At 47.9% G+C, this 22,193-nt stretch carries 12 protein-coding genes, 6 pseudogenes and 1 other annotated feature; all 18 genes and pseudogenes read right to left on the reverse strand.

Annotation, left to right across the window (positions count from 1 at the left end; genetic code table 11):
* Positions 1 to 179 precede the first annotated feature (179 nt).
* The 18 genes and pseudogenes from RE628_RS23010 to RE628_RS23095 all read right to left on the reverse strand — a co-directional run bounded on the left by RE628_RS23010 (position 180) and on the right by RE628_RS23095 (position 22,154).
* A pseudogene (locus tag RE628_RS23010) lies at positions 180 to 1,212 on the reverse strand (rod shape-determining protein).
* A gap of 39 nt (positions 1,213 to 1,251) precedes the next feature.
* Positions 1,252 to 1,941 (reverse strand): RadC family protein, encoded by a 690-nt coding sequence (radC, locus tag RE628_RS23015; RefSeq protein ID WP_309155309.1) that lies wholly within the window; start codon positions 1,939 to 1,941, stop codon positions 1,252 to 1,254.
* Between the two features lie 133 nt (positions 1,942 to 2,074).
* Positions 2,075 to 2,680, reverse strand: a complete 606-nt coding sequence (locus RE628_RS23020) for a Maf family protein (protein ID WP_309155310.1) — start codon at positions 2,678 to 2,680, stop codon at positions 2,075 to 2,077.
* Positions 2,681 to 2,918: 238 nt separating this feature from the next.
* Positions 2,919 to 4,193, reverse strand: coding sequence for an SPOR domain-containing protein (locus RE628_RS23025; RefSeq protein WP_309155311.1), 1,275 nt, complete (start codon positions 4,191 to 4,193; stop codon positions 2,919 to 2,921).
* Positions 4,194 to 4,420: 227 nt separating this feature from the next.
* Complete coding sequence (gene murC, locus RE628_RS23030) at positions 4,421 to 5,794, reverse strand: UDP-N-acetylmuramate--L-alanine ligase (protein ID WP_375142991.1); 1,374 nt, start codon at positions 5,792 to 5,794, stop codon at positions 4,421 to 4,423.
* 5 nt (positions 5,795 to 5,799) lie between these two features.
* Positions 5,800 to 7,174, reverse strand: a pseudogene (locus tag RE628_RS23035) (bifunctional folylpolyglutamate synthase/dihydrofolate synthase).
* 282 nt (positions 7,175 to 7,456) lie between these two features.
* Positions 7,457 to 10,127 (reverse strand): annotated as a pseudogene (locus tag RE628_RS23040) (valine--tRNA ligase).
* Between the two features lie 112 nt (positions 10,128 to 10,239).
* Positions 10,240 to 10,510 (reverse strand) — a binding site (T-box leader).
* Positions 10,511 to 10,755: 245 nt separating this feature from the next.
* On the reverse strand, positions 10,756 to 11,631 hold the full coding sequence (locus RE628_RS23045; protein WP_309155313.1) for a LysM peptidoglycan-binding domain-containing protein: 876 nt from the start codon (positions 11,629 to 11,631) through the stop codon (positions 10,756 to 10,758).
* Positions 11,592 to 12,014 carry a hypothetical protein gene (locus RE628_RS23050; protein ID WP_309155314.1) on the reverse strand — a complete coding sequence of 141 codons (423 nt, stop codon included), beginning with the start codon at positions 12,012 to 12,014 and terminating at the stop codon, positions 11,592 to 11,594. Before RE628_RS23050 ends, RE628_RS23045 begins: the two co-directional genes overlap by 40 nt.
* 193 nt (positions 12,015 to 12,207) lie before the next feature.
* A pseudogene (locus tag RE628_RS23055) lies at positions 12,208 to 13,109 on the reverse strand (RluA family pseudouridine synthase).
* Positions 13,106 to 14,406: pseudogene (hemL, locus tag RE628_RS23060) on the reverse strand (glutamate-1-semialdehyde 2,1-aminomutase). Before hemL ends, RE628_RS23055 begins: the two co-directional pseudogenes overlap by 4 nt.
* 46 nt (positions 14,407 to 14,452) lie before the next feature.
* The gene (hemB, locus tag RE628_RS23065; RefSeq protein WP_309155316.1) at positions 14,453 to 15,457 is read right to left on the reverse strand and encodes a porphobilinogen synthase; all 1,005 of its coding nucleotides are present in this window, start codon (positions 15,455 to 15,457) and stop codon (positions 14,453 to 14,455) included.
* 21 nt (positions 15,458 to 15,478) lie between these two features.
* Positions 15,479 to 17,035: pseudogene (gene cobA, locus RE628_RS23070) on the reverse strand (uroporphyrinogen-III C-methyltransferase).
* Between the two features lie 7 nt (positions 17,036 to 17,042).
* Entirely contained in the window at positions 17,043 to 18,008 is a 966-nt protein-coding gene (gene hemC / locus RE628_RS23075) for a hydroxymethylbilane synthase (RefSeq protein ID WP_309155318.1), read from the reverse strand.
* A gap of 3 nt (positions 18,009 to 18,011) precedes the next feature.
* Positions 18,012 to 18,659, reverse strand: coding sequence for a precorrin-2 dehydrogenase/sirohydrochlorin ferrochelatase family protein (locus RE628_RS23080; protein ID WP_309155320.1), 648 nt, complete (start codon positions 18,657 to 18,659; stop codon positions 18,012 to 18,014).
* Between the two features lie 381 nt (positions 18,660 to 19,040).
* Positions 19,041 to 20,432 (reverse strand): glutamyl-tRNA reductase, encoded by a 1,392-nt coding sequence (gene hemA / locus RE628_RS23085; RefSeq protein ID WP_309155322.1) that lies wholly within the window; start codon positions 20,430 to 20,432, stop codon positions 19,041 to 19,043.
* A gap of 421 nt (positions 20,433 to 20,853) precedes the next feature.
* Complete coding sequence (gene speD / locus RE628_RS23090; protein ID WP_309155324.1) at positions 20,854 to 21,252, reverse strand: adenosylmethionine decarboxylase; 399 nt, start codon at positions 21,250 to 21,252, stop codon at positions 20,854 to 20,856.
* 314 nt (positions 21,253 to 21,566) lie between these two features.
* Positions 21,567 to 22,154, reverse strand: coding sequence for a non-ribosomal peptide synthetase module (locus RE628_RS23095; protein ID WP_309155326.1), 588 nt, complete (start codon positions 22,152 to 22,154; stop codon positions 21,567 to 21,569).
* Between the last annotated feature and the right edge of the window lie 39 nt (positions 22,155 to 22,193).

The raw sequence follows: 22,193 nt of genomic DNA on the forward strand, positions 1-22,193 counted from the left end.
GCCTGACCGCAATATGTACGGCAATCATGAAATCCGCGATTTTAAACAAGCAGAAACGGCCCCTCGTCTATGACGAACGAATCCGTTTCTGGCAATGGTTAAAATAGAAAAGCGGCTTGGCCATCCATGTCTAGACGGCGCCGCTATTCAATGTGATGTTCAAATTATCCCGCCCACTATTAGCGCCTGGAGCGAAGAGTCGAACTGTTCTTTGTCTTAAACAAATGAATATTATCAAGAGCGCGGCCCGTGCCAATCGCTACGCAATCTAGTGGATTTTCAGCAACGATGACAGGCATTCCTGTCTCAGTGGCGAGCAGCTTATCCAGATTACGAAGCAGCGCACCTCCGCCTGTAAGTACAATACCGCGGTCCATTATGTCGGCGGCAAGTTCAGGTGGGCATTTCTCAAGCGTTACTTTTACAGCATCGACAATCGCGCTTACCGTATCATTAAGCGCTTCTGTAATCTCATCGGAAGTGATTGTGATCGTCTTTGGCAATCCGGTAACCAAGTCGCGTCCACGGATTTCCATTGTCTCAACTTTCTCCAATGCGAGTGCAGAACCAACATCCATCTTCAGTTGCTCGGACGTTCTCTCCCGATCATTAGATTATATTGACGCTTAATATATTGAATGATCGATTCGTCCATTTCATCACCGGCTACGCGTACCGACTTGCTCGTTACGATCCCGCCGAGGGAGATGACTGCAACCTCTGTTGTACCACCACCGATATCTACAACCATGCTGCCCGTTGGTTCCCATACTGGAAGATCGGCTCCGATTGCTGCTGCAAAAGGTTCCTCGATCGTGTAAGCCTCACGAGCCCCAGCCTGCTTCGTCGCATCTTCTACAGCACGCTGCTCCACGGCAGTAATTCCGGAAGGAACACATACCATTACGTTCGGATGGCGTTGAAACATCGAACGCTGTTTCTGTGCCGAACGGATGAAATATTTAATCATCGTTGCCGTTGTATCGAAATCCGCGATAACTCCATCCTTCATCGGACGGATCGCACGGATATTCCCGGGGTTCTACCGATCATCTTCTTGGCTGACTCTCCTACGGCTACGATATTCTTATTATCAGTATGGATGGCAACCACCGAGGGCTCCCTCACAATAATTCCTTTGCCACGGATATAAACAAGGGTATTCGCAGTACCCAAATCAATTCCTAAATCTTTTGAAAAGCCACCAAACATGCTGTAATCTTCCTTTCTTCCTGTATCTAATCAATTATATTACATCAAACCCTGCTCCTTCAAACTTACGAATTGACCGTCTCCAATCACGACGTGATCGAGTACATCAATTCCCACAATCTCGCCAGCCTCACACAATCGACGCGTCATCTGGATATCCTCCGGACTAGGCGTCGGATCCCCACTCGGGTGATTGTGAGCACAGACGATCGATGCACTGCTACATTTAATCGCAGCACGAAACACTTCGCGAGGATGAACAATCGATGCGTTCAAGCTTCCAATGGAAAGCGTCTCTTGAGCAATGATATGATTTTTCGTATTCAAAAAAAGACATACAAAGTGTTCCTTTGATAAATACCTGAGCTGTTCCATTAGTATATTAGCTGCATCATGTGGGCTTCGTATACTCACAGCCTCTGGTAAGCGCGATTTGGCCAGCCTCTGTCCGAGTTCAATCCCAGCCTTGATCTGTACGGCCTTCGCCATACCTATCCCCTTCATCTCGGTCAATTCGTCCAAGCTAAGATCCACCAGGCCGCGAATGCCACCGGTATCGGCAAGAATCCGCTGCGCCATGTGGACGGCTGACTCATTCTTCGTGCCGGTCCGCAGCAATATCGCTAATAGTTCAGCTTGACTTAGCGCCCCTGCTCCAAATTCCATCATCCGTTCTCTTGGGCGCTCCTGACTAGGAAGGTCACGCAGCATATACGGTATCAAATTCATAAAATGAATCCCTCTCTTCCGATTAATTAGTTGCTAAGTCCTTACTTACGGTCCTTAGACAGAAATCAATTCGGAAGGATATGCTTTATCACTTCCTAGAATAAACGGCTGTTAAATTGTTTTTGTTACAACTCTACAATACATGTACTCCGAATTTGCCAAGCATATCAACGAGCAACGATAACGGCAGGCCAACTACGTTAAAGTAGCAGCCTTCTATACCAGTCACAATCGTTGCCCCCAAGCCTTGAATCGCGTAGGCGCCGGCTTTATCAAGTCCTTCCCCACTAGCCGCATAAGCTTCAATCTCACGCTCGTTCAGCGGCTTCATCGTGACGATCGTCGCACGATAGTCAACCAGAGTCTCTCCCGTCCGGCTATCAATACAGGCGACTCCCGTATACACGGTATGGATTCTGCCCTGAAGTGATCGCAGCATGGAAGCAGCTTCCTGCTTGTCCTGCGGTTTACCAAGTACGGTCCCATCTCTGACGACAACCGTATCGCTTCCAACGATAATTCCTGCAGAATCTTCGTCGAATGATGTTGAATGATATACCGCCTCAGCTTTCCGTCTGGCAAGTTCCTGTACAATATGCTCTGGTGTCCACTTCTCCGATGTGCTCTCGTCAGCATAGCTAGGAACAATGTCAAAAGGAATTCCTAAGGTAGCAATCAATTCCCGGCGACGCGGTGAGGTCGATGCCAATATGATATGGCGCGGTGCATTGGATTCCAAGACTAGGTCTCTCCTTCAGGTCACAATATAGTGACAATTCAAAAATATAGTTAAAAACGTAGAAAATATCAAATCATGACGATACAACATACTAATCCGTTGTCAACCTCGCCATTTTTTGACACTTCATTATTATAAGGTTAATTCATCCGCAATACAAACACAAAAAAGGCAGGGGAACTATTTCCAATTCCCTCTCCTGCCCGGATCATCATTATTCCTATGCTTTCCAGCTATTTTAACTATTAAGCAATTCTTGCTCACTTAGAATGAAGTTCATCAGTTCATTTTGCACTTCCCATAAGAGCGATTTGGAAGGCTTCTTGTTGTATTCGGACAACGCTTCAATAGCGCTGTTCATCGCCTTCTCCATTGTGCCCGTCATCGCTTCCGAACTTGCGGATATTTGACCACGAACCTTGGCCGCACTCTCTGTCCATAGCTGATGCTTCTGGCTTAGCTCTGCAATCTCGTTCGCTCCCTGTGGACCCGGATCGACCTCGCTTAATTTTGCAGCCGAAAAAGTACTAAGTAGCTTCACCAGTTCAGCGCTTTGTGTCATATATTGTTCAAGAGGCTTGATATCCCCCTCATACTCCATCATGGCTGAAGTCGGTAAGGCTAGCTCATGCAAAATAAGATTGACTCCCGCTGATTTAAGCTGGCTACTCAGCAGCTTGGCCTGTTCACGGTCTACGGATACTCCCGCATACACCCGTTTGGTATCTACGGTATCCCTTGCTGCTGCAACCCCCGACGATTGCAGTTCTTTCTGAGCCAACTCGACACCTTGAGCCGTACTGAACACACCATACTGTAAGAAATAATAAGTTCCAGCCGGTAAATTGATATTCAGCAGTTCCTTTTGGCTAGAATCACCCTGATCAACTTCAATGATCTGTCCCATGACAGGAATATCTGTGGATTGCTCAGCTGCAGACTGCTTCGGTACACTAATGCCTGGAATCGGTAGAGTTATCTCCTGATTGAAGATAGATAGAACCACAAAACCGAATAACGCTCCGGTCACAATGGCTCCGGTTACCGACCCGATCATCTTCCACCAAGAATTTTTTGGAGGTCTCACAGAACTAGAGGAAACAACGACTCCCCCAGCTCCGGTGTATTCCGAGAAAGGGTCACCGTAATCCATCATGGTCTCGACTGTGCGGTACGTCCCGTGTGTGCGATCTAGGCCATAATCTTCGTATTCGTCGTATTCTGAATCGGTCTTGTGTGATACCTCTGGATTAGCTTGTCCCACCGCTGGATAGGCTCCGGAGATACGAGGCGCTGGTGTCTGATCTTCAAGATTGCGATCCATCGATGTGTGAACCGCTGGAGCTTGAACATGTCGATCATCATTTTGCTCCAATTCATGGTTTTCCTGCGCCATATCTGCATGAATCGATTGTCTGTCATCCCTATGAATCCATGCCTGGTATAATGGTTCTTCTGATACGATCTCCTTGCCCTGCTTGTCAAACCGAAAGGTCATTTTGGCCTTGTTCACGATCCGCACGCTCCTTGTCCATTCTCCTAACATACCTTATGTCCCTACACTGGAATATATGCTCCCCGCAGGACAAGTTGCGAAAAAAAGAAACAGTTCAGACGATGTAAGCTATCTTTTAGACGGACATAGAGTTCTGGCATATATAAAAAAACCTTCATATTCATATGAAACACACATGAACAAGAAGGTTCTTTCTTTCGAATCGATTGTCAGATGCTAAGGAACTACTGGGAGATTCGCTTGGATAATTCGTCGCCAACTCTCCAGATATCGCCAGCTCCCATGGTGAGTACAAGATCCCCAGGTTGGAGTCGGTTCTCCAGATCAGCGATTACATCTTGCTTGGTGGGCAGATATCTCGCTCCGGCATTGCTGTTCTCCTTAATTAAATCAACCAGCTTCGAGGAATTTACCCCTTCAATCTGTTTCTCCCCTGCCGGTGAATAGATATCGGTAATGATTACTTCATCTGCACCGCCAAAGGCCCTACTAAAGGCATCAAGCAGGAAGAAGGTTCTCGTATAACGCTGTGGTTGGAACACAGCGATAATCCGTTTGCCAGTTGCCTTGGCAGCAGCAATCGTCGCTTCGATCTCTGTCGGATGATGCGCATAATCATCGATGATGAGAATGTCCTTGCTGTCGCCGAGCACCTGAAAACGACGCTTAGCTCCATGGAAATGCTTAATAGCCCCAGCTATATCCGCAAATGGCACTCCGGCTTCCAGACAAACAATAACAGCTGCCATGGAGTTATACACATTATGCTTACCTGGAACTGACAGTTCCACGGTTCCCAATTTCTCATCGCCACGCTTCATTGTATACGACACATATCGATCGCCAAGCTCTATATCCTCAGCGTTATAATCGCAGACAGAGTCAATTCCGTACGTGATGATATTACAGTTCAACTTAGGCAGTAGTTCACCTAGAATATCGTCGTCGCCACAAACGATGGCTGCCCCGTCCGGCTTAATCTGATTAAGGAATTGTACGTACGCTTCCTTCAACCGTCCGAAATCCCCGCCGTAATTTTCAAGATGATCCGCCTCAATATTCGTTACAATGCCTAGCGAAGGATGATATTGAAGAAATGAGCCATCGCTCTCGTCCGCCTCAGCAACGACGTAGTTTCCTTGTCCTGCCTTAGCATTCGTACCGATATCCATGATTTCTCCGCCGATAATATATGTTGGATCAACTCCACAATGCTCCATCGTAAGTGCGATCATCGAGGAAGTCGTTGTCTTTCCGTGCGCTCCGGCAACCGCTACACCCGTTCGCTCGTTAAGCAGACGCGCCAGCATTTGTGAACGATGCAGAACCGGGATTCCCCGCTCCTGTGCTTCGACTCGTTCAACATTATCCTTCGGCAGGGCTGTCGAATATACAACCAGATCGGCACCGTCAATTTGCTCGGCCGTATGGCCGATATAGATTTTGGCCCCCTTCGCCTTCAGCTTCTCGATCAATTCCTGGGAAGCTACATCTGAACCGGTCACTGTATAGCCCATCTCCAGCATTACGCGTGCGATGGCGCTCATTCCGTAACCGCCTATACCTATAAAATGTACATGTTCTCTAGTATTTAACAATATGGTCACCAGCCTTTTTCAGAATCGGTGTGATGTAAGAGGGTCGCGCGCACGTCAGAAATCATATACAACGTACCTGTAACCACTCCCAAATCCTCCCGTTCCGTCCGCGACATCAATAGCTCTAGAGCCTTTTTCCAGTCGCGTTCTACGATAATTTCCAAGTTTTCTTTTGCTTTCGTTTCTTTAAGCTGCTCCACAAGATCATGGAGCGCCTCCACATCCATTTTCTTACGAAAATCAGGCTCGGTCAAAATAAGCGTATCCACTATTGGTAATATATGCTCCAAGTAGCCACGATGATGCTTATTTGCCAGCATGCCCATCATCAAATTCAGCTTGCGATACTTATAGATGTCCGGAATGCTTCTGGCTAACATCTGGGCTCCTTCCGGATTATGCGCCCCATCCAGTACAATTCGCGGCTCGCTGTTCACCAGTTCCAATCTTCCCGCCCAAGCCGTACTGCGGAAGCCGGACTGAATCGCTTCATCCTCAAGCACAAAAGCCATATACTGACGAAGCACCTCAAGCACCATCATAACCCCGGCCGCGTTCTTGCATTGATGTTCACCAAGCAGTGAAAGTTTCAGCACAAGCTCCCGGAACGGACCATGAAAACTCATGGACTGCTCATGATCATCGCCTTCTAGCCGTTCATAGCTGAACTGTTCTCCAAGTAAGTATAAGGGAGAACGTTGCTCCTGAGCTGTCTTGCGCAAAACTTCGATCGCTTCCGGCTGTTCTACACAGCTCACAACAGGAACACCTGGCTTAATGATCCCGGCCTTCTCCTTAGCGATCAGTTCTATTGTATCACCCAATACATCCGTATGGTCCATGCCGATATTCGTGATCAGCGAGACGATTGGCGTAACAATATTTGTTACATCCATCCTTCCCCGAGACCTGTCTCCCATACTACGACATCAGGATAACATTCTTCTGCAAAATATAAAATCGCAATCGCTGTGCTTACCTCGAACATTGTAGGCGAACCTAGCTCCGAATCAGCGATTTCCTCTACTAGAGGCAGAATTCGATTCGATAACGATACGAGAGTAGCTTCTGGAATGTCCTGACCATTAAATTGAAACCTGTTCGTAAACTTAGTGATATAAGGAGAAGTAAAGGTCCCTACATCAAAACCGGCCTTCATTAGCGTAGATGTCAGAAAAGCGCACGAAGAACCCTTACCATTTGTTCCTGCAACATGGATAAATTTCAGCTTACGCTGCGGCTCCCTAGACGCTCCATCAAGAGCTCAATACGCTCCAGTCCCGGACGGATCCCGAACGCAATAAGCCCATTAATCCATTCTACCGCTTCGTTATAATCTTGCAGAAACCGCTTGTTTCCTTCCTCAGTATGAGCCCCCATGAAATTCACCTTCGTCTATAATTTAGGTAGTTCAAAAAGTTCGCTTTTGATAAGAAAACCAATCGAGGCCAATTCATGGATGAGCGACCGCGATTCAAAGGTAGGTTTTCTTTCATCCAATCTTCTCGGTGCTGAAAACCGACCTTTTTGAACAACATATAGTTAAAATTATGGATTGCCTGTTCCCTGATCCAAATCCTTATGCCTCAGCGCAGAACAATCGGACTGTTACCTCTGATAACAATCCGATTGTTCTATTGCAAGGACGTAGAGGCAATGGCACTATGCTCTTAATTCATTGATTCGTGCAAGCACCTTGTCACGTTTGGCAGAGTAATCATCCATCTTGGCGCGCTCTTCTTCAATCACCTTGGCCGGTGCTTTGGAGACAAAGCCTTGATTGGACAATTTCTTCTCCACACGCTCTACTTCTTTATTCAAATGGTCGACTTCTTCTCCAGACGAGCGATTTCCTGACTGATATCGATCAGACCGGCCAGTGGCAGATATAATTCCGCACCTGTAACAATCGCTGTCATTGCTTTATCCGGTGCCTCTACCTTCAGTGAAGCCTCGTAGTCAGACGTGTTACAGAACCGGCGAACATAGTGCCCGTTACGGCTAAGGATGTCGAGCAATTCAGAAGAGCCTGGCTTAACGATCAGCTCGATCTTTTTGCTCATTGGCACGTTCACTTCAGCACGAATATTACGAACCGAGCGAATAATGTCAATCAGTAGATTCATTTCCTGAACTGCATCCGGTGCTTCCAGAGCAGGATCATACTTAGGCCACTCAGCCAAAGTAATCGTATCGCCACTATGCGGCAAATGCTGCCATATTTCCTCGGAAATATACGGCATAAACGGATGGATAAGTCTCAGCGTACGATCGAGTACATAAGCAAGTACCGATTGGGTCTTACGCTTGGCAGCCGCATCTTCCCCATAGAAGCTCAGCTTCGCGAATTCGATATACCAGTCGCAGAGATCATCCCAGATGAAATTGTACAATACACGGCCGGTTTCGCCAAATTCATAAGAATCGATCAGACGGGTTACATCCCGAGCCGTCTCATTGAAACGATGCAAAATCCAGCGATCTGAAGTCGAAAGGTCTCCACTGATGTCAATGTCCTCATAGGACACTCCTTCCATGTTCATCAGCGCGAAACGTGAAGCATTCCAGATCTTATTAGCGAAATTACGCGCTTGTTCTACGCGTTCCCAATGGAAGCGAACGTCCTGCCCAGGCGTACTACCCGTCGAGATCATGTAGCGCATCGCATCAGCGCCGTATCTCTCGATAATATCGAGCGGATCTACCCCGTTACCCAGGGATTTGGACATCTTCTTGCCTTCGCTATCCCGAACAAGGCCGTGCATCAATACATGCTTAAACGGCATTTTGTCTGTGAACTCAAGCGAAGTAAAGATCATACGAGCTACCCAGAAATAAATAATATCATATCCAGTAACTAGTACGTCTGTCGGGAAGTAACGTTTGAAATCCTCGCTCTCCTCATTCGGCCAACCTAGAGTAGAGAATGGCCACAATGCAGAGCTGAACCATGTATCAAGTACATCCTCATCCTGCTTGAGGTCATCCCGTCCCAACTTAGCGCGAGCTTCTTCCTCACTTCGAGCAACAACCATCTCTCCGGTCTCTTCACTATACCAGGCCGGAATACGGTGCCCCACCATAACTGCCGGGAGATACACCAGTCGCGAACGTTCTCGATCCAATGCAGGTAAGTCTTCTCGAACCGATCTGGAACAAACTCTACACCTTTGCCCGAGCTTTGTTCAGCGATCGCAGCATCAGCGAGCGGCTTCATTTTAACGAACCATTGAGTCGACAAATAAGGTTCTACAACAGCTCCGGTCCGTTCGCTGTGACCCACTTGATGCAGGTGATCTTCAATCTTAATCAATACACCCATATCCTGCAAATCTTTAACGATCTGCTTGCGACATTCACTGCGGTCCAGGCCCTTATACTTACCAGCAGCATCATTCATCTGGCCGCTCTCGTCCATCACTGTAATCTGCGGAAGATCATGACGCAATCCTACCTCGAAGTCATTTGGATCATGGGCAGGAGTGATCTTAACAGCGCCACTACCAAATTCCTTCTCTACATATTCATCGGCAATAATCGGAATTTCGCGGTCAACAATTGGCAGAAGAAGCGATTTACCGATCAAATGGCTGTAGCGTTCGTCCTTAGGATGAACAGCAACGGCTGTATCACCGAGCATCGTCTCCGGACGTGTGGTCGCTACAGTAATATATCCGTCTCCATCCTTAAGTGGATATTGCAGATGATACAAATGTCCATTAACTTCCTTGTACTCTACTTCAATATCGGACAAAGCCGTACGAGCAACCGGATCCCAATTGATGATATATTTGCCTCTATAAATCAGGCCTTTTTCATACAACTTCACGAATACTTCGCGTACGGCCTGAGACAGACCTTCATCCAGTGTGAAGCGCTCGCGAGAATAGTCAAGAGACAGCCCCATTTTAGCCCATTGTTCATGGATCGTATTGGCATACTGCTCCTTCCAATCCCATACTTTCTCGAGGAACTTCTCACGGCCCAGATCATATCGGCTTATCCCTTGCTCACGCAGTTTCTGCTCCACTTTGGTCTGGGTAGCGATTCCCGCATGGTCAGAGCCTGGCAACCATAAAGCATCATAACCTTGCATCCGCTTGGTACGGATCAGAATATCTTGCAGCGTGAAGTCAAGCGCATGTCCGATATGCAGCATACCGGTTACGTTAGGCGGTGGAATTACAATAGTAAAAGGCTCGGCTTCTGGCCGCATGCCCGCTTTGAAGAACTCGTTCTCCATCCAGTAACGGTACCATTTGTTCTCTGCTGCTTTCGGATCATAAGTCGTTGGCATTTCTGCCGTAGTTTGTGGTGCTTGGTTTTCTGTCATTTTTGCTTCAACCTCCATTAACAATTCAGCGTAGCCTAGGCGAACTCAGGCCAACAAGTTCAAGAAACCTGTATTCATTCGCGACGGCAGAAAACACAAAAAGCCCCTCGTCTCAAAGGACGAAAGGCTTTATCTTTCGCGGTACCACCTTTGTTTCGCAAGCTGCCGGAATTCACCAGGCGCTTCAATTAAGCATAGCTATATCGCTTGCGACACTTATACAGATAACGGCTGCGACCTGCCGTTCTAATGGTGAGACCTCACCAGCTCAAACGGACGACTCCCGGGCGACTTCGGATAGTAGTATCCTGCGGAATCTTCCAGCGCTACAACTCCGCTCTCTGAAGGGCTCACTTCCTACTCTTCCCGTTCCAAGTCTTTTCATTAGTTTGTTCATAAAATCCCATTTTGATAACTATGGGCGTCTAAAAATACGAAAAACCTTGTAAATCTATATCATCATAACTTGGATGAGGCCGAGAGTCAATATGACAAACGCACATTTGGCCCACTTCCTTCTAAGTTGCTAGCTCACCCTATCAAAAAGGACCATCCTTATCGGGCCTAAATTGTCCTCTGGACAGCCCTCTGAATGGTCCTTCACTTAACTTAAATAGATGATTACGAATTAAGGTAAATATAACACTTGTCCTTCAGCTACATTATGCTCGGACAGACGGTTATACAGTTGCAGTTCGCGCGTGCTTAGTTGGTAACGCTCCGCTATGTCGTCCAGCGTCTCTTCCCGTTGCACGATAACTAGGCGGACCTTACGGAACGGAGTTTGATCTTCGGTATTACCCAGGAACAGGCTCTTCCAGCGAACTTCCTCTTCTTCTTTATCCGGGATGACGACAGCTTCCTCGAAGTAATCTACACTACCATCCTTATCTGGACGATTGTGTAACAGCTTACTGATGCCAAAGCCTTCATCGTGACCCTTGCCATCCTGCTTCTTACTGCCAAAGGCGACCTTCATCTCCTTCTTCTCTTCTTGAGCTGGGGCTACCTCTTCCTTCTCATGTTCAATACTTTCCTCAAAAACATCTATAGCTTCCGCCTCATCAGCGTCCGCGGTTACATTTACTGCTTCAGCCTCAACATAGTTGTCTGTCTCCAGAACGGCTTCCTTCTCATCCACTCGCTCGGAATAAGTATAGACTTGATCTTCATCTCCGGACCAAACCGCCGAAACCGGCTCCTCTGATTCTTCCCACTCCGCTGTCTCCAATGGACGTTCTTCGTCATGCCCCTTGTCCGTCGTAAATGTCGGCGTCAACAAAGGAGCAGAGTCAAGCCACGATAACGCCTCTTCATTCTGTTCTTCGTGCTGCTCACGAGCCCCGAACTGCTCTGCAATTGAGAAAACTTCCTGTACAGCATACGAATGATCTTCTGAAACTTCAGGTACCTGATACGAGTAATCATTTTGCTGCGCCTGAATCGTTCTCTCTTCTTCTGCACCTAGAACGGGTTCATGTGCTGCAACATACTCCCTGTCCATCCATTCTTCTGCCTCCGAACGAATAGTGGCCGTCTCAATTCCCTGCAGAGAAAGAACTCCGTAATATTCAAGCTACGAGCGCTAAGCAAATCAACGTCAAAATTATCGATTTCAACCGTGATCTCCTCCAGCTTGTTAACCCGACTGAGCGGAATCGTAATCTCAACAGGGATCCAATGCTCCAGTTGCTGAGTCTCCCCCTCACCACGATAAAGGCCCGACAACAGTAAATGACCGCGCAGAGCCGCATATTCATCACCGGGATATACTTGGATTTTCGGGAAAAGTTCAATCTCCTCCAGTTCCTCGATACCGATCACATCTTCGGACAGATGGACGCGCTCGTAAATATCAAAACGCAGGCCGTAGGAATGATCTACCAAGAACACTACCTCCTTTTTAGCAAATCTGAAAATGACCCACATCCCCATAAAGAGGTCGTTCAAAAAACCGACCTTTTGAACTCGTACTTAAAGATGGATGGTCCAAATCTTCGCTCGTTCTATCTATATGCAAAAAAAGGAAGAGCATGCCTTCTATTTCCCGGCTTGCTCTTCAGAATCACTTCACACTCTTTTATTTAGTTAGCTGCTCGCGTAGTCGAAGCCACTCCTGTGGCCAAGGATCATCTACCTGGATCAACTCACCCGTAAGCGGATGTGCGAAAGTTAAGCTCTCGCCATGCAGCGCCTGGTAGGGAATCAGCTTCGTGCTACCTCCATATAGAGCATCCCCAAGCAGAGGATGCCCGACATAACTCAAATGGACACGGATCTGATGAGTTCTTCCAGTCTCTAGCATCAGCCGAACCAGACTGGTCTGATCCAGTGTCTCTACTAGTTCAACATGCGTAACCGCGATTTGCCCGGATGGAGAGACTCGCCGGCGCTGATTATGGTGCCGATCTCGTCCAATCGGCTCATCAATCCTCTTAAGAGTAGGACTGACAATCCCTTGCACCAACGCAACATACACCCTTGCGATCTCTTTCCGTGCCATCGCCGCATCGAGCTTAAGCTGGGCATAAGCATTCTTCGCATACAGTACAGGTCCAGACGTATATTCATCCAGCCGATGAATATGCAGCGGTGCGATTCTCTCTCCGCGTTCCGCATAAATAGCAGAGACTTGATTTGCCAACGTAGGTTCATTGCTCTCTCCATCAGGATGAACCTTAACCCCGGCAGGCTTGTGTACGACGAGACAGAAGTCATCCTCATACAAGATTGCCGGAAGCGTGCCCTTGGGTTCAAAAGACGACTCTTTGGCGGGAACAAATGCAGACGGAGGCGATCCCCCGCCAGCTTGATGCCGTCCTCGGCTTCTAGCATCGTTAATAGTTTGGGCGGGGCTGCTAGTTCATTTTCCAGCCAAGCCATAACCGCTTCATACCGTCCGCCATTCTCCAGAACCGGTAGCTTGCCAGGCATTAGTTCCAACCATTCTCCCCGCCTCTGCCCTGCCGACTTCAAACTCACAGCCGCTTCAGCGCATTGCGATGCGCTTCAATAGTCAGCTCGATATCTTCATCCGTATGCACGCCTGAGATGAACATGCCTTCGAATTGAGATGGCGCGACATTAATTCCTTCCTCAGAAAGCGCGGCGAAGTAGCGGCGGAATAGGTCGAGGTCACTCGTCTTAGCCGTCTCAAAATTAACAACCGTCTGTTCTGTCAGGAAGGGACACATCATCGAACCAACACGATTGATCGTGCAAGGAAGCCCACGTTCCTTCGCATTTGCCGTAAAACCTGCCTCTAACTTGGCCGACAAGCTCTCAAGTCGATCATATACTTCCGGAGTCAGAGAGACAATGTCGTGAAGCCTGCGGTCATCGCGAGCGGGTTCCCGCTCAGTGTTCCCGCTTGATAAATAGGACCAGATGGAGCAATTTTCTCCATAATCTCTTTCTTACCGCCATAGGCGCCGACAGGCAAACCGCCTCCGATCACTTTACCGAGACAGGTCAAATCTGGCGTGATGCCAAACCGCCCCTGCGCACAGTTCAATCCTACACGGAATCCGGTCATTACTTCATCAAAAATAAGCACGCTGCCATACTCTGTCGTCAGACGGCGCAAACCTTCTAGAAAGCCTGGCTGTGGCGGTACAACGCCCATATTACCGGCTACCGGTTCTACAATGACACCAGCAATTTCTTCACCGAAGCGCTTGAATGCCAGTTCAACCGATTCCAGATCATTATAAGGCACGGCAATCGTATTAGAAGCAACCCCTTCAGGAACGCCCGGGCTGTCCGGGAGGCCTAATGTCGCTACCCCAGAACCAGCCTTGATCAACAAACTATCCGCATGACCGTGATAAGAACCTTCGAATTTTAAAATTTTGCTTCTGCCTGTGTATCCCCGAGCTAGCCGGATAGCACTCATCGTCGCTTCGGTACCTGAGTTAACCATCCGTACGATATCGATTGACGGTACACGTTCTACTACCAGTTTCGCCATCGCTGTCTCTAACAATGTAGGCATACCGAAGCTCGTACCCTTGGCAGCAGTTTCTTGGAGTGCCTTCACTACTTCAGGATGAGCGTGGCCCATAATGAGCGGACCCCAGGAGCCCACATAGTCAATGTAGCTGTTGCCGTCGATATCATATACTCTTGAACCGGAAGCATGCTCCGCATAGATCGGCGTTAATCCGACGGACTTGTAAGCCCGCACCGGACTATTTACACCTCCAGGCAAATATTGCTTCGCTTCCTCAAAAGCCGTATAAGAACGTCCATCTTGCTTGCGTCCTAGCATTTCATTCATTGCAGCTTCACTCCTCACCTTGTTCGGTATAATCTATTGGAATCAATTATTTACCTTCACGCAGCCAACGTGCAGCATCTTTGGCAAAATACGTAATGATGATATCCGCGCCCGCCCGCTTCATGCCAAGCAGCATCTCAGTGACAATCGCGCGTTCGTTAATCCAGCCCTGCATCGCTGCAGCTTTAACAAGAGAATACTCACCGCTGACATTGTAAGCCACAAGCGGAAGATCAAATTGATCACGGACGACACGAAGTACATCAAGGAAAGCCAGGGCCGGCTTCACCATCAGCATATCTGCACCCTCTAGTACATCGGACTCAGCTTCGCGTAGCGCTTCCCGTACATTGGCCGGATCCATCTGATACGTCTTGCGGTCACCGAACTGAGGAGCAGAGTCAGCCGCCTCACGAAATGGGCCGTAGAATGCAGAAGCATATTTTACAGAATAAGCCATGATTGGCACTTGGCTGAAGCCTGCTTCATCCAAACCTGTACGAATCGCCGCGACATAGCCATCCATCATGTTAGATGGAGCTATAATGTCTGCTCCTGCCTCAGCCTGGGAAACCGCCGTGCGAACCAACAATTCCAGCGACTCATCATTCAGCACATCGCCGCATACATGGCCGTCTCGCTCATAGGTATGTACCATACCGCAATGCCCATGATCTGTGAATTCACACAAACAAGTATCAGCCACAACGAGCAGATCCGGATACATCGATTTAATCTTGCGTGTAGCCTGTTGCACGATACCGTCCTCAGCGTATGCTCCCGAGCCTACACTGTCCTTGGACTCCGGTATACCGAACAGCAATACCGCACTGATTCCCAGTTCGGCAATCTCCTTAACTTCTTGTTCCAAGGTATCCAGTGAGAACTGATATACCCCAGGCATCGAAGATATTTCATTCTTAATTCCGCTGCCAGGAACAACAAAGATCGGTTGGATAAAATCATCCACGGTTAATACAGTCTCACGCACCAAGCCTCGAATAGACGCGGATTGGCGTAAACGGCGATGTCTTACGATTGGAAAAGCCATATATAATTCCTCCTAGTTCTATCAGTAGGTTAACGTATGTCTTGAATTTTGCTTCCAGGCGCATAGCCCGGCTACTAGACTTGGAATCGTGGACTCCTCAGCAATCACTGCCACATTCAATCCGGCTTGCTGTGCCGTCTTGGCAGTAACAGGACCGATACAGCAAATTGCTGCACCTTCAAGTACCTGAACCGGATCAGGTACCCCCATCCTGCTCAGAGCTGCCAGGAAATTGGTGACGGTCGACGAGCTGGTAAAAGTGACGGCATGAATTCCACCTTGCTCCAGCAGATTAAGCAATTCATTGTCTTCATCCCCAGTCGGTACGGTCTCGTACATTACGGCATCCGTTACATTGAGTCCTCTATCCTGAAGCACCTCAGTCAACCAGGCGCGAGCCAGATTGCCACGGGAAGAAGAACTTTCTGGCTGGCCAGCAATTGCTGATCAAAAGCTTCGAACAAACCTTCCGCCTGAAAATGGCTAGGCAGCTCCTCAGCAGCAATTCCGTAACGGCGCAGCGCTTCCTTGGTCGCTGGACCAACCGCGGCAATGCGTGCGGCGTGCAGTGCGCGAATGTCTTTTCCAAGTCTGTCCAGATGCCTGAAGAAATACTCTACCCCATTCACGCTCGTAAAGAATACCCAGTCGTACTGCCCTAAATCCTCTAGAGCCTTGCTTGTCTCAGTCCATCTTTCTGGACCAGGCATCACCGTCTCAATGACCGGGAATTCATAGGTTTCCCCGCCCAGTTCCTCGATCTGCTTCACTAATTCGCTTGCCTGTGAGCGAGAACGGGTCACCAGAATCCTAGTGCCGAAGAGAGGCATATCCTCGGCCCACTTCAGCAGTTCACGCTGCCGCACCGCTTCGCCGACGACGATCACAGCCGTGCTCGAACCTTGAATCGAGTACCTTCTGTTCGATATCTTCCAGCGTACCGATCAATACAGCCTGCTCAGCGCGGGTCCCCCATCGAATAAGGGCCACCGGCGTCTCCGGTGGTCTGCCGTGGATAGTCAACTGATTAGCGATATAGCCAATCTTAGCCAAGCCCATCATAAAGACGAGTGTACCTGTAGCTTGGGTCAGCTTAGCCCAATCAATCGATTGATCCAGCTTGTCCTGGCTTTCATGTCCGGTAATGATCGATAGGGATGAGGCAATATCTCGATGGGTCACGGGAATCCCCGCATAGGCTGGAACAGCAATCGCTGCGGTAATACCCGGAACGATCTCATACGGAATTCTATGCTGCCTCAGCAAACCGGCTTCCTCGCCAACACGGCCAAAGATCGTTGGATCCCCGCCTTTTAGACGAACGACGATTTTACCCGATAGTGCAAGATCAACAAGTAGCTGATTAATCTCTTCCTGCTTCATCGTGTGTCTATTTACCGTCTTGCCCACATAAATCTTCTCTGCGCCGCGCTTCATCCGCGTCAATAGACTGGGATTAGCCAGCCTATCATATACGACTACGTCCGCTTTCTCCAGGCACTCAAGCCCTTTCAGCGTAATTAAGCGCGCATCCCCTGGGCCTGCGCCAACTAAATATACCTTTCCTGCTCCAGCCATTCCTCCATCACTCCCTGGCCGCGGCCAATATTCGATCTGCACCTTGTGATTTCAACTTCTGTGCAACATCTTCCCCAAGCTGGACCGGATCATCTCCGGTAAGGCTTTCTTTTAGAATCTGGCTTCCGTCAGGTGCACCAACCATACCGGTCAAAGTAATCAATCCTGTGCCCGATCCAGCTGCAACACCGTCAGCGCCACCGTTCCAGATGGCATAGGCCCCAATTGGAACCTGACAACCTCCGTTCAATACGGCTAGGAACCGCCGTTCCGCGGTTACGGTAAGCGAAGTAATGTGATCGTTATACAAAGACAGTAGAGCCTTGAGTTCTGTATCATCCTCACGGCACTCCAGTCCAAGAGCCCCTTGTCCAACGGCCGGAAGACAGGCATCAACAGGAAGCAGTGATGTAATTTTATCTTCCCAGCCCATCCGCTTGAGTCCAGCAGCTGCTAGAATAATTGCATCGAAGCCTTCTGTCTCCAGCTTGCGTAGGCGAGAATCAATATTGCCGCGAACCGACTCCAGCTGTAAGTCAGGCCTCAGCGCACGAAGCTGACTGGAACGACGTAGGCTGCTCGTCCCCACTTTGGCGCCATAAGGCAGTTCCTCCAAGCTAAGCCCATCTTTAGAGATTAGCGCATCCCTAGGTTCAACCCGCTGCGGAATAGCTCCATTAATAAGCCCTTCCGGAAGCTCAGAAGGCATATCTTTCATGCTATGTACAGCCAGGTCTATCTCCTTGTCAATCATAGCCTGTTCGATCTCTTTGACGAACAGACCTTTACCGCCTACTTTTGACAGGGTCACATCCAGAATACGATCGCCCTTCGTCACAATCTTGCGAATTTCAAACATAAACGGAAGCCCATGCTCAGCACAAAGCTTCTCCAGGGCATCGATAACCTGTCCCGTCTGGGTCAGAGCTAATTGACTCTGTCTCGTTCCGACTACTATCGTACGCTTCGTCATTCCTTACTCCTCCTGCTGTACATTTATCCAAGATATCAGGTCGTTCTCACTGCTAAGTGAGAACTTCCCTGTTCGTATCTCTTTCAATACATCGATCGCAGCCAATTTCTTAAATAATAGCCTCCTTCGGGAGACATCATGTACTTGCTTCTTAATCACCTGTCTAGCCCATGACAAAAAACGGATATATTCTTCGTGCTCATCTCCGAATTGCTCCTCGATCTCGGCACATACTCTCTTGGCCGCTTCTGGAGCTGCTCCGGAAGTAGAGACGGCAACGACTAGATCCCCTCGTCTGAAAGAGCTCGGTGAGATAAATGATCCCCGTGCACCCTCCCCGGAGTGGTTAATCATAATCCCTAGTTCCTGGGCCTCAGCAGCAATCTGATCGTTAACGGACGGCTGGTCTGTCGTAGCAAAGACCATAAATGATCCCTGTAAATCACCTTTTTGATAACAGCGCTGGATCCAGGTAATCTGCCCCTGCTGCCAAGTCTGCTTAAGCTTTGGTGTAAGTCTAGGACTGACGATCAGGATCTCGGCTCCGGAAGGCAGTAATGTTACCACCTTTCGTTCGGCGACAAGACCACCGCCAACCAGAAGGCATTTACAACCTCGAAGATCAAGCATGATCGGTATATAATGTGCCATCGTATCCAACACCTACTCCCGAGTCCACTTTTGATAAGAAAAACCACTAACTTAAGCGTAAAACATGGTAATGAGTATAGGATAACCTACCCTGTTGCATTTTTCCATCGAGCTTTCGCGATTAAGGTTTCAGCCTGTAAGTCTATTTCGATTAAAAAACAAGCCCCGTTGCCAATCTGTATGACTCTCCTACCTGCAAATGGTACGGTGGCAATGAGAATCAAAGCAATGGCCTCAGGGCAAAGCATTCTTTAAGAGGTTATTTAAAAAGTCCCCTAGCTTCATCCAACTGAAGCATTTTGGAAAAGCGCACATCGGAAGCAAATGCTTCGGTGCTGAAAATCCGACTTTTTAAACACGCACTTTGTATTTATAAAATGTTTAGACCGAAGCCTTCATCATTGGAACTGGCACCTTGTCCGGACTAACTTCCACGCTAATTGTTATTGGCTCCGGAACCGGGGCTTCCACTGTCGGCGTCTCCATAGATGCGCTTTGCTCTTCAAGCTGCTCCTCTAGTGCAAATATCTTGGTGAACATATCCAGCGCTGCCAGACTGTCCTCCTCTCCGCTCATTTCCTTGAGTCGCTTGATTGGATCATGCATCATCTGATTGACGATGCTCTTCGTCAGACGCGTAATTACTTTACGCTCCCGTTCGTCTAAGTCGGGGAGCTTATTGAACAAGCTGTCTAATGTGCTTGCATGAATAGCGAATGATTTCTCCTGTAGAGCTTGAATAACAGGCTGAACGCCCAAAGTTTGTAGCCAACTGTTAAAGGCAACAATCTCCTCTTCTATCATCCGTTCGATAATGACAGCTTCGCCGCGCCGCATTTCCATATTACTCTCAATGATCCCTTCCAGATCATCAATGTCATAAAGGAACACATTCGGAACATCTCCAATTGACGGCTCGATATCCCGTGGTACAGCAATATCAATAATGAATAACGGACGATCCGGACGAAGCTCCATGCTCTTCGTCACCTGCGCCGAAGTGAGTACATAGCCTTCAGCCCCGGTAGAGCTAATCAGTATATCTACTTCAGATAAACGCTTCATTGCATCCTGCATCGTGCACGGCGTTCCGTTGAACTTACTCGCTAGCTCCTGTGCTCGAGCAAAGGTTCGGTTCGCAACAAGCACCTCTTCCGTCCCTCCGCCGCTCAGATGCTTCGCGGTCAGCTCACTCATCTTCCCGGCGCCAAGGATGAGAACCCTTTTGCCAGAGAAACTGCCAAACACCCGCTTACCAAGCTCCACAGCCGCATAGCTAACCGAGACCGCACTCTCACCAATCGCAGTCTCTGAATGTGCGCGTTTACCGAGGGTAATCGCCTGCTTGAACAGCATATTGAACCATTTTCCAGTAGCCTTCTCACTTTGTGCAAGCAAAAAAGCACTGCGTACCTGTCCGAGAATCTGTGTCTCCCCAAGCACCATAGAATCCAGTCCACTAGCTACTCTGAACAAATGCCGAACCGCTTGATCCTCTTCATACATATATAAATGCTCGGTAAATTCCTCACGTGGAATACCAAACCACTTCTCCATAAAACTACGAATGAAATATCCGCACATATGCAGTCGGTCAACAACTACATAGATTTCCGTGCGGTTGCAGGTCGCGAGAATAACTCCTTCCATTACACTTTTGGTACGTGTTAATTCCAACAGCGCCTGCGGCATATCCTGTTCTGAAAATGCAAAACGTTCTCTGACCTCCACAGGTGCCGTCCGATAATTTAGCCCGACAACGACAATGTGCATAGAAGTCCACCTGCCTTCACAAGACTTTGAGAGGTAGTTTAAAAAGTCACTCTTTGATCACGAAGTAAATCATGAAGCTATTCGACATCGAATCTTGAATTCAACCGGGCCTTCCGGTGCTCACGTACAAACTACGTACGCTCCGCTCCTCAGTCCCTAGTTTCATCCAACCTTCTCGGTGCTGAAAGTCTGACTTTTTAAACACACACTTTAAGTGGTAGTTTAAACTCTCACTTTTAGCATGATTACAATACAAACAATGTTAATTATATCACAGGGCCAGTCTATCACCCGGTAAATTAATCGGATATTTTTGAATTATTTATGAATTTCCACAAATAAACAAATAACCATGGAAATGTCCCATGGTTATTCTATATTTCCCATTTTTAATTTTTATAGAACAGGATTAAATTTATCTTTAGACGAACTCCACCTGATTGATCTCAGGCGTTTCAACTTCCATCTCGCCCATGCCGCGAACCAACTTCTTGGCAAAGGTTTTCTCCGGTTTCAGAACGGATACCAGGTAATCGACCGCTAACTGTGGATCAACCCACTCCCCACAAGTATAACAATCAATTGCAGCAAACCCTCTCTCAGGATACGTGTGAATCGAGAGATGACTTTCCGACAGTAATACAAGCACTGTAGCACCTTGAGGCTCAAATTGTCTGGATTGCATAGAAATTATGGTAGCACCGCAAGCTTCGGCGGCTTCCACCATATACTCCTGAAGAAGCTCAGCATTATTCAGCAGCTCAAAATCTACTCCCCAAGTATCAACAGCAACGTGTCTTCCGAAAGTAGTATATTCCATCTTTCGGTTCCCCCTTCCTAGGAATAAAATGTTTGAAAAAATTTCATCCGCTAGGACCTACGTCATTCACTGCTCGAGGGAAAAATGTCTCGCAACATCTCCATGTCCTGAGTGAATCCTGGTTCCTATATTGTTTTCAACGAGATTAAAAATACCATCTATTTCAGACAAATGCAACACTTTTTTTTACAGCTGTGCCCAGTTGGAGCCTGTAAAAAAGCTACCCTATTTAAGGGTAGCCTACATTAGTACTTTATGTGGTTCCTATTCTGTTGGTGACTAGGTCAAAAAGATGATCATACCCCTTGAAAACTCTAAGCTTCCAAGGCGAACAACCGCCGCGAATGCTCGCGAAGCTGATCGTCGATTTGATTAACCACCACGGAGTCATTCGTTATAAAACGTGAATCAAGCAAAGCATTGATGCTCTCGTGAATTCTGCTGATCTCCTGCTCCACATCATTGTTGTGGTACATTTGCTGCAGATTACCCTCCGCATCCTTGTGCTCGAACACGAGCTTGTAAGAATCCCGAGAATATTCCACGATCTTACGAACGCGACCTTCTTGATAATAATACATCATCATGAATCCGTTAAAAATTCTGGTTACAAGGCCAGACCCCTTAAAAGCAGAGAACAAAAGTCTCATTACATTCGTTAAACGTGGTTGTTCCAAGCGGAAAGACAGTTCACAGACGTAATATCCGTCTCTACGGTCAAAAGGTAAGCAGACTTCTTCACCCCCGTCATCCTCAAGTACAACCTCATGGCTTCCGTTCTCAAGCACTTTTACTTTCTGACGGACACGGGGATCATAGACCTTATGAACAAACTGTGACATCTGGACTTCTGACAAACGCAAACTGGCATTAACATATTCTGTGGCTAACCGCTGAGCCATAAAAATCTCCTCAATTCTTTTAACGATTATAATAATTAT

The organism is Paenibacillus sp. D2_2, assembly GCF_031199965.1.
Taxonomy (GTDB): domain Bacteria; phylum Bacillota; class Bacilli; order Paenibacillales; family Paenibacillaceae; genus Fontibacillus.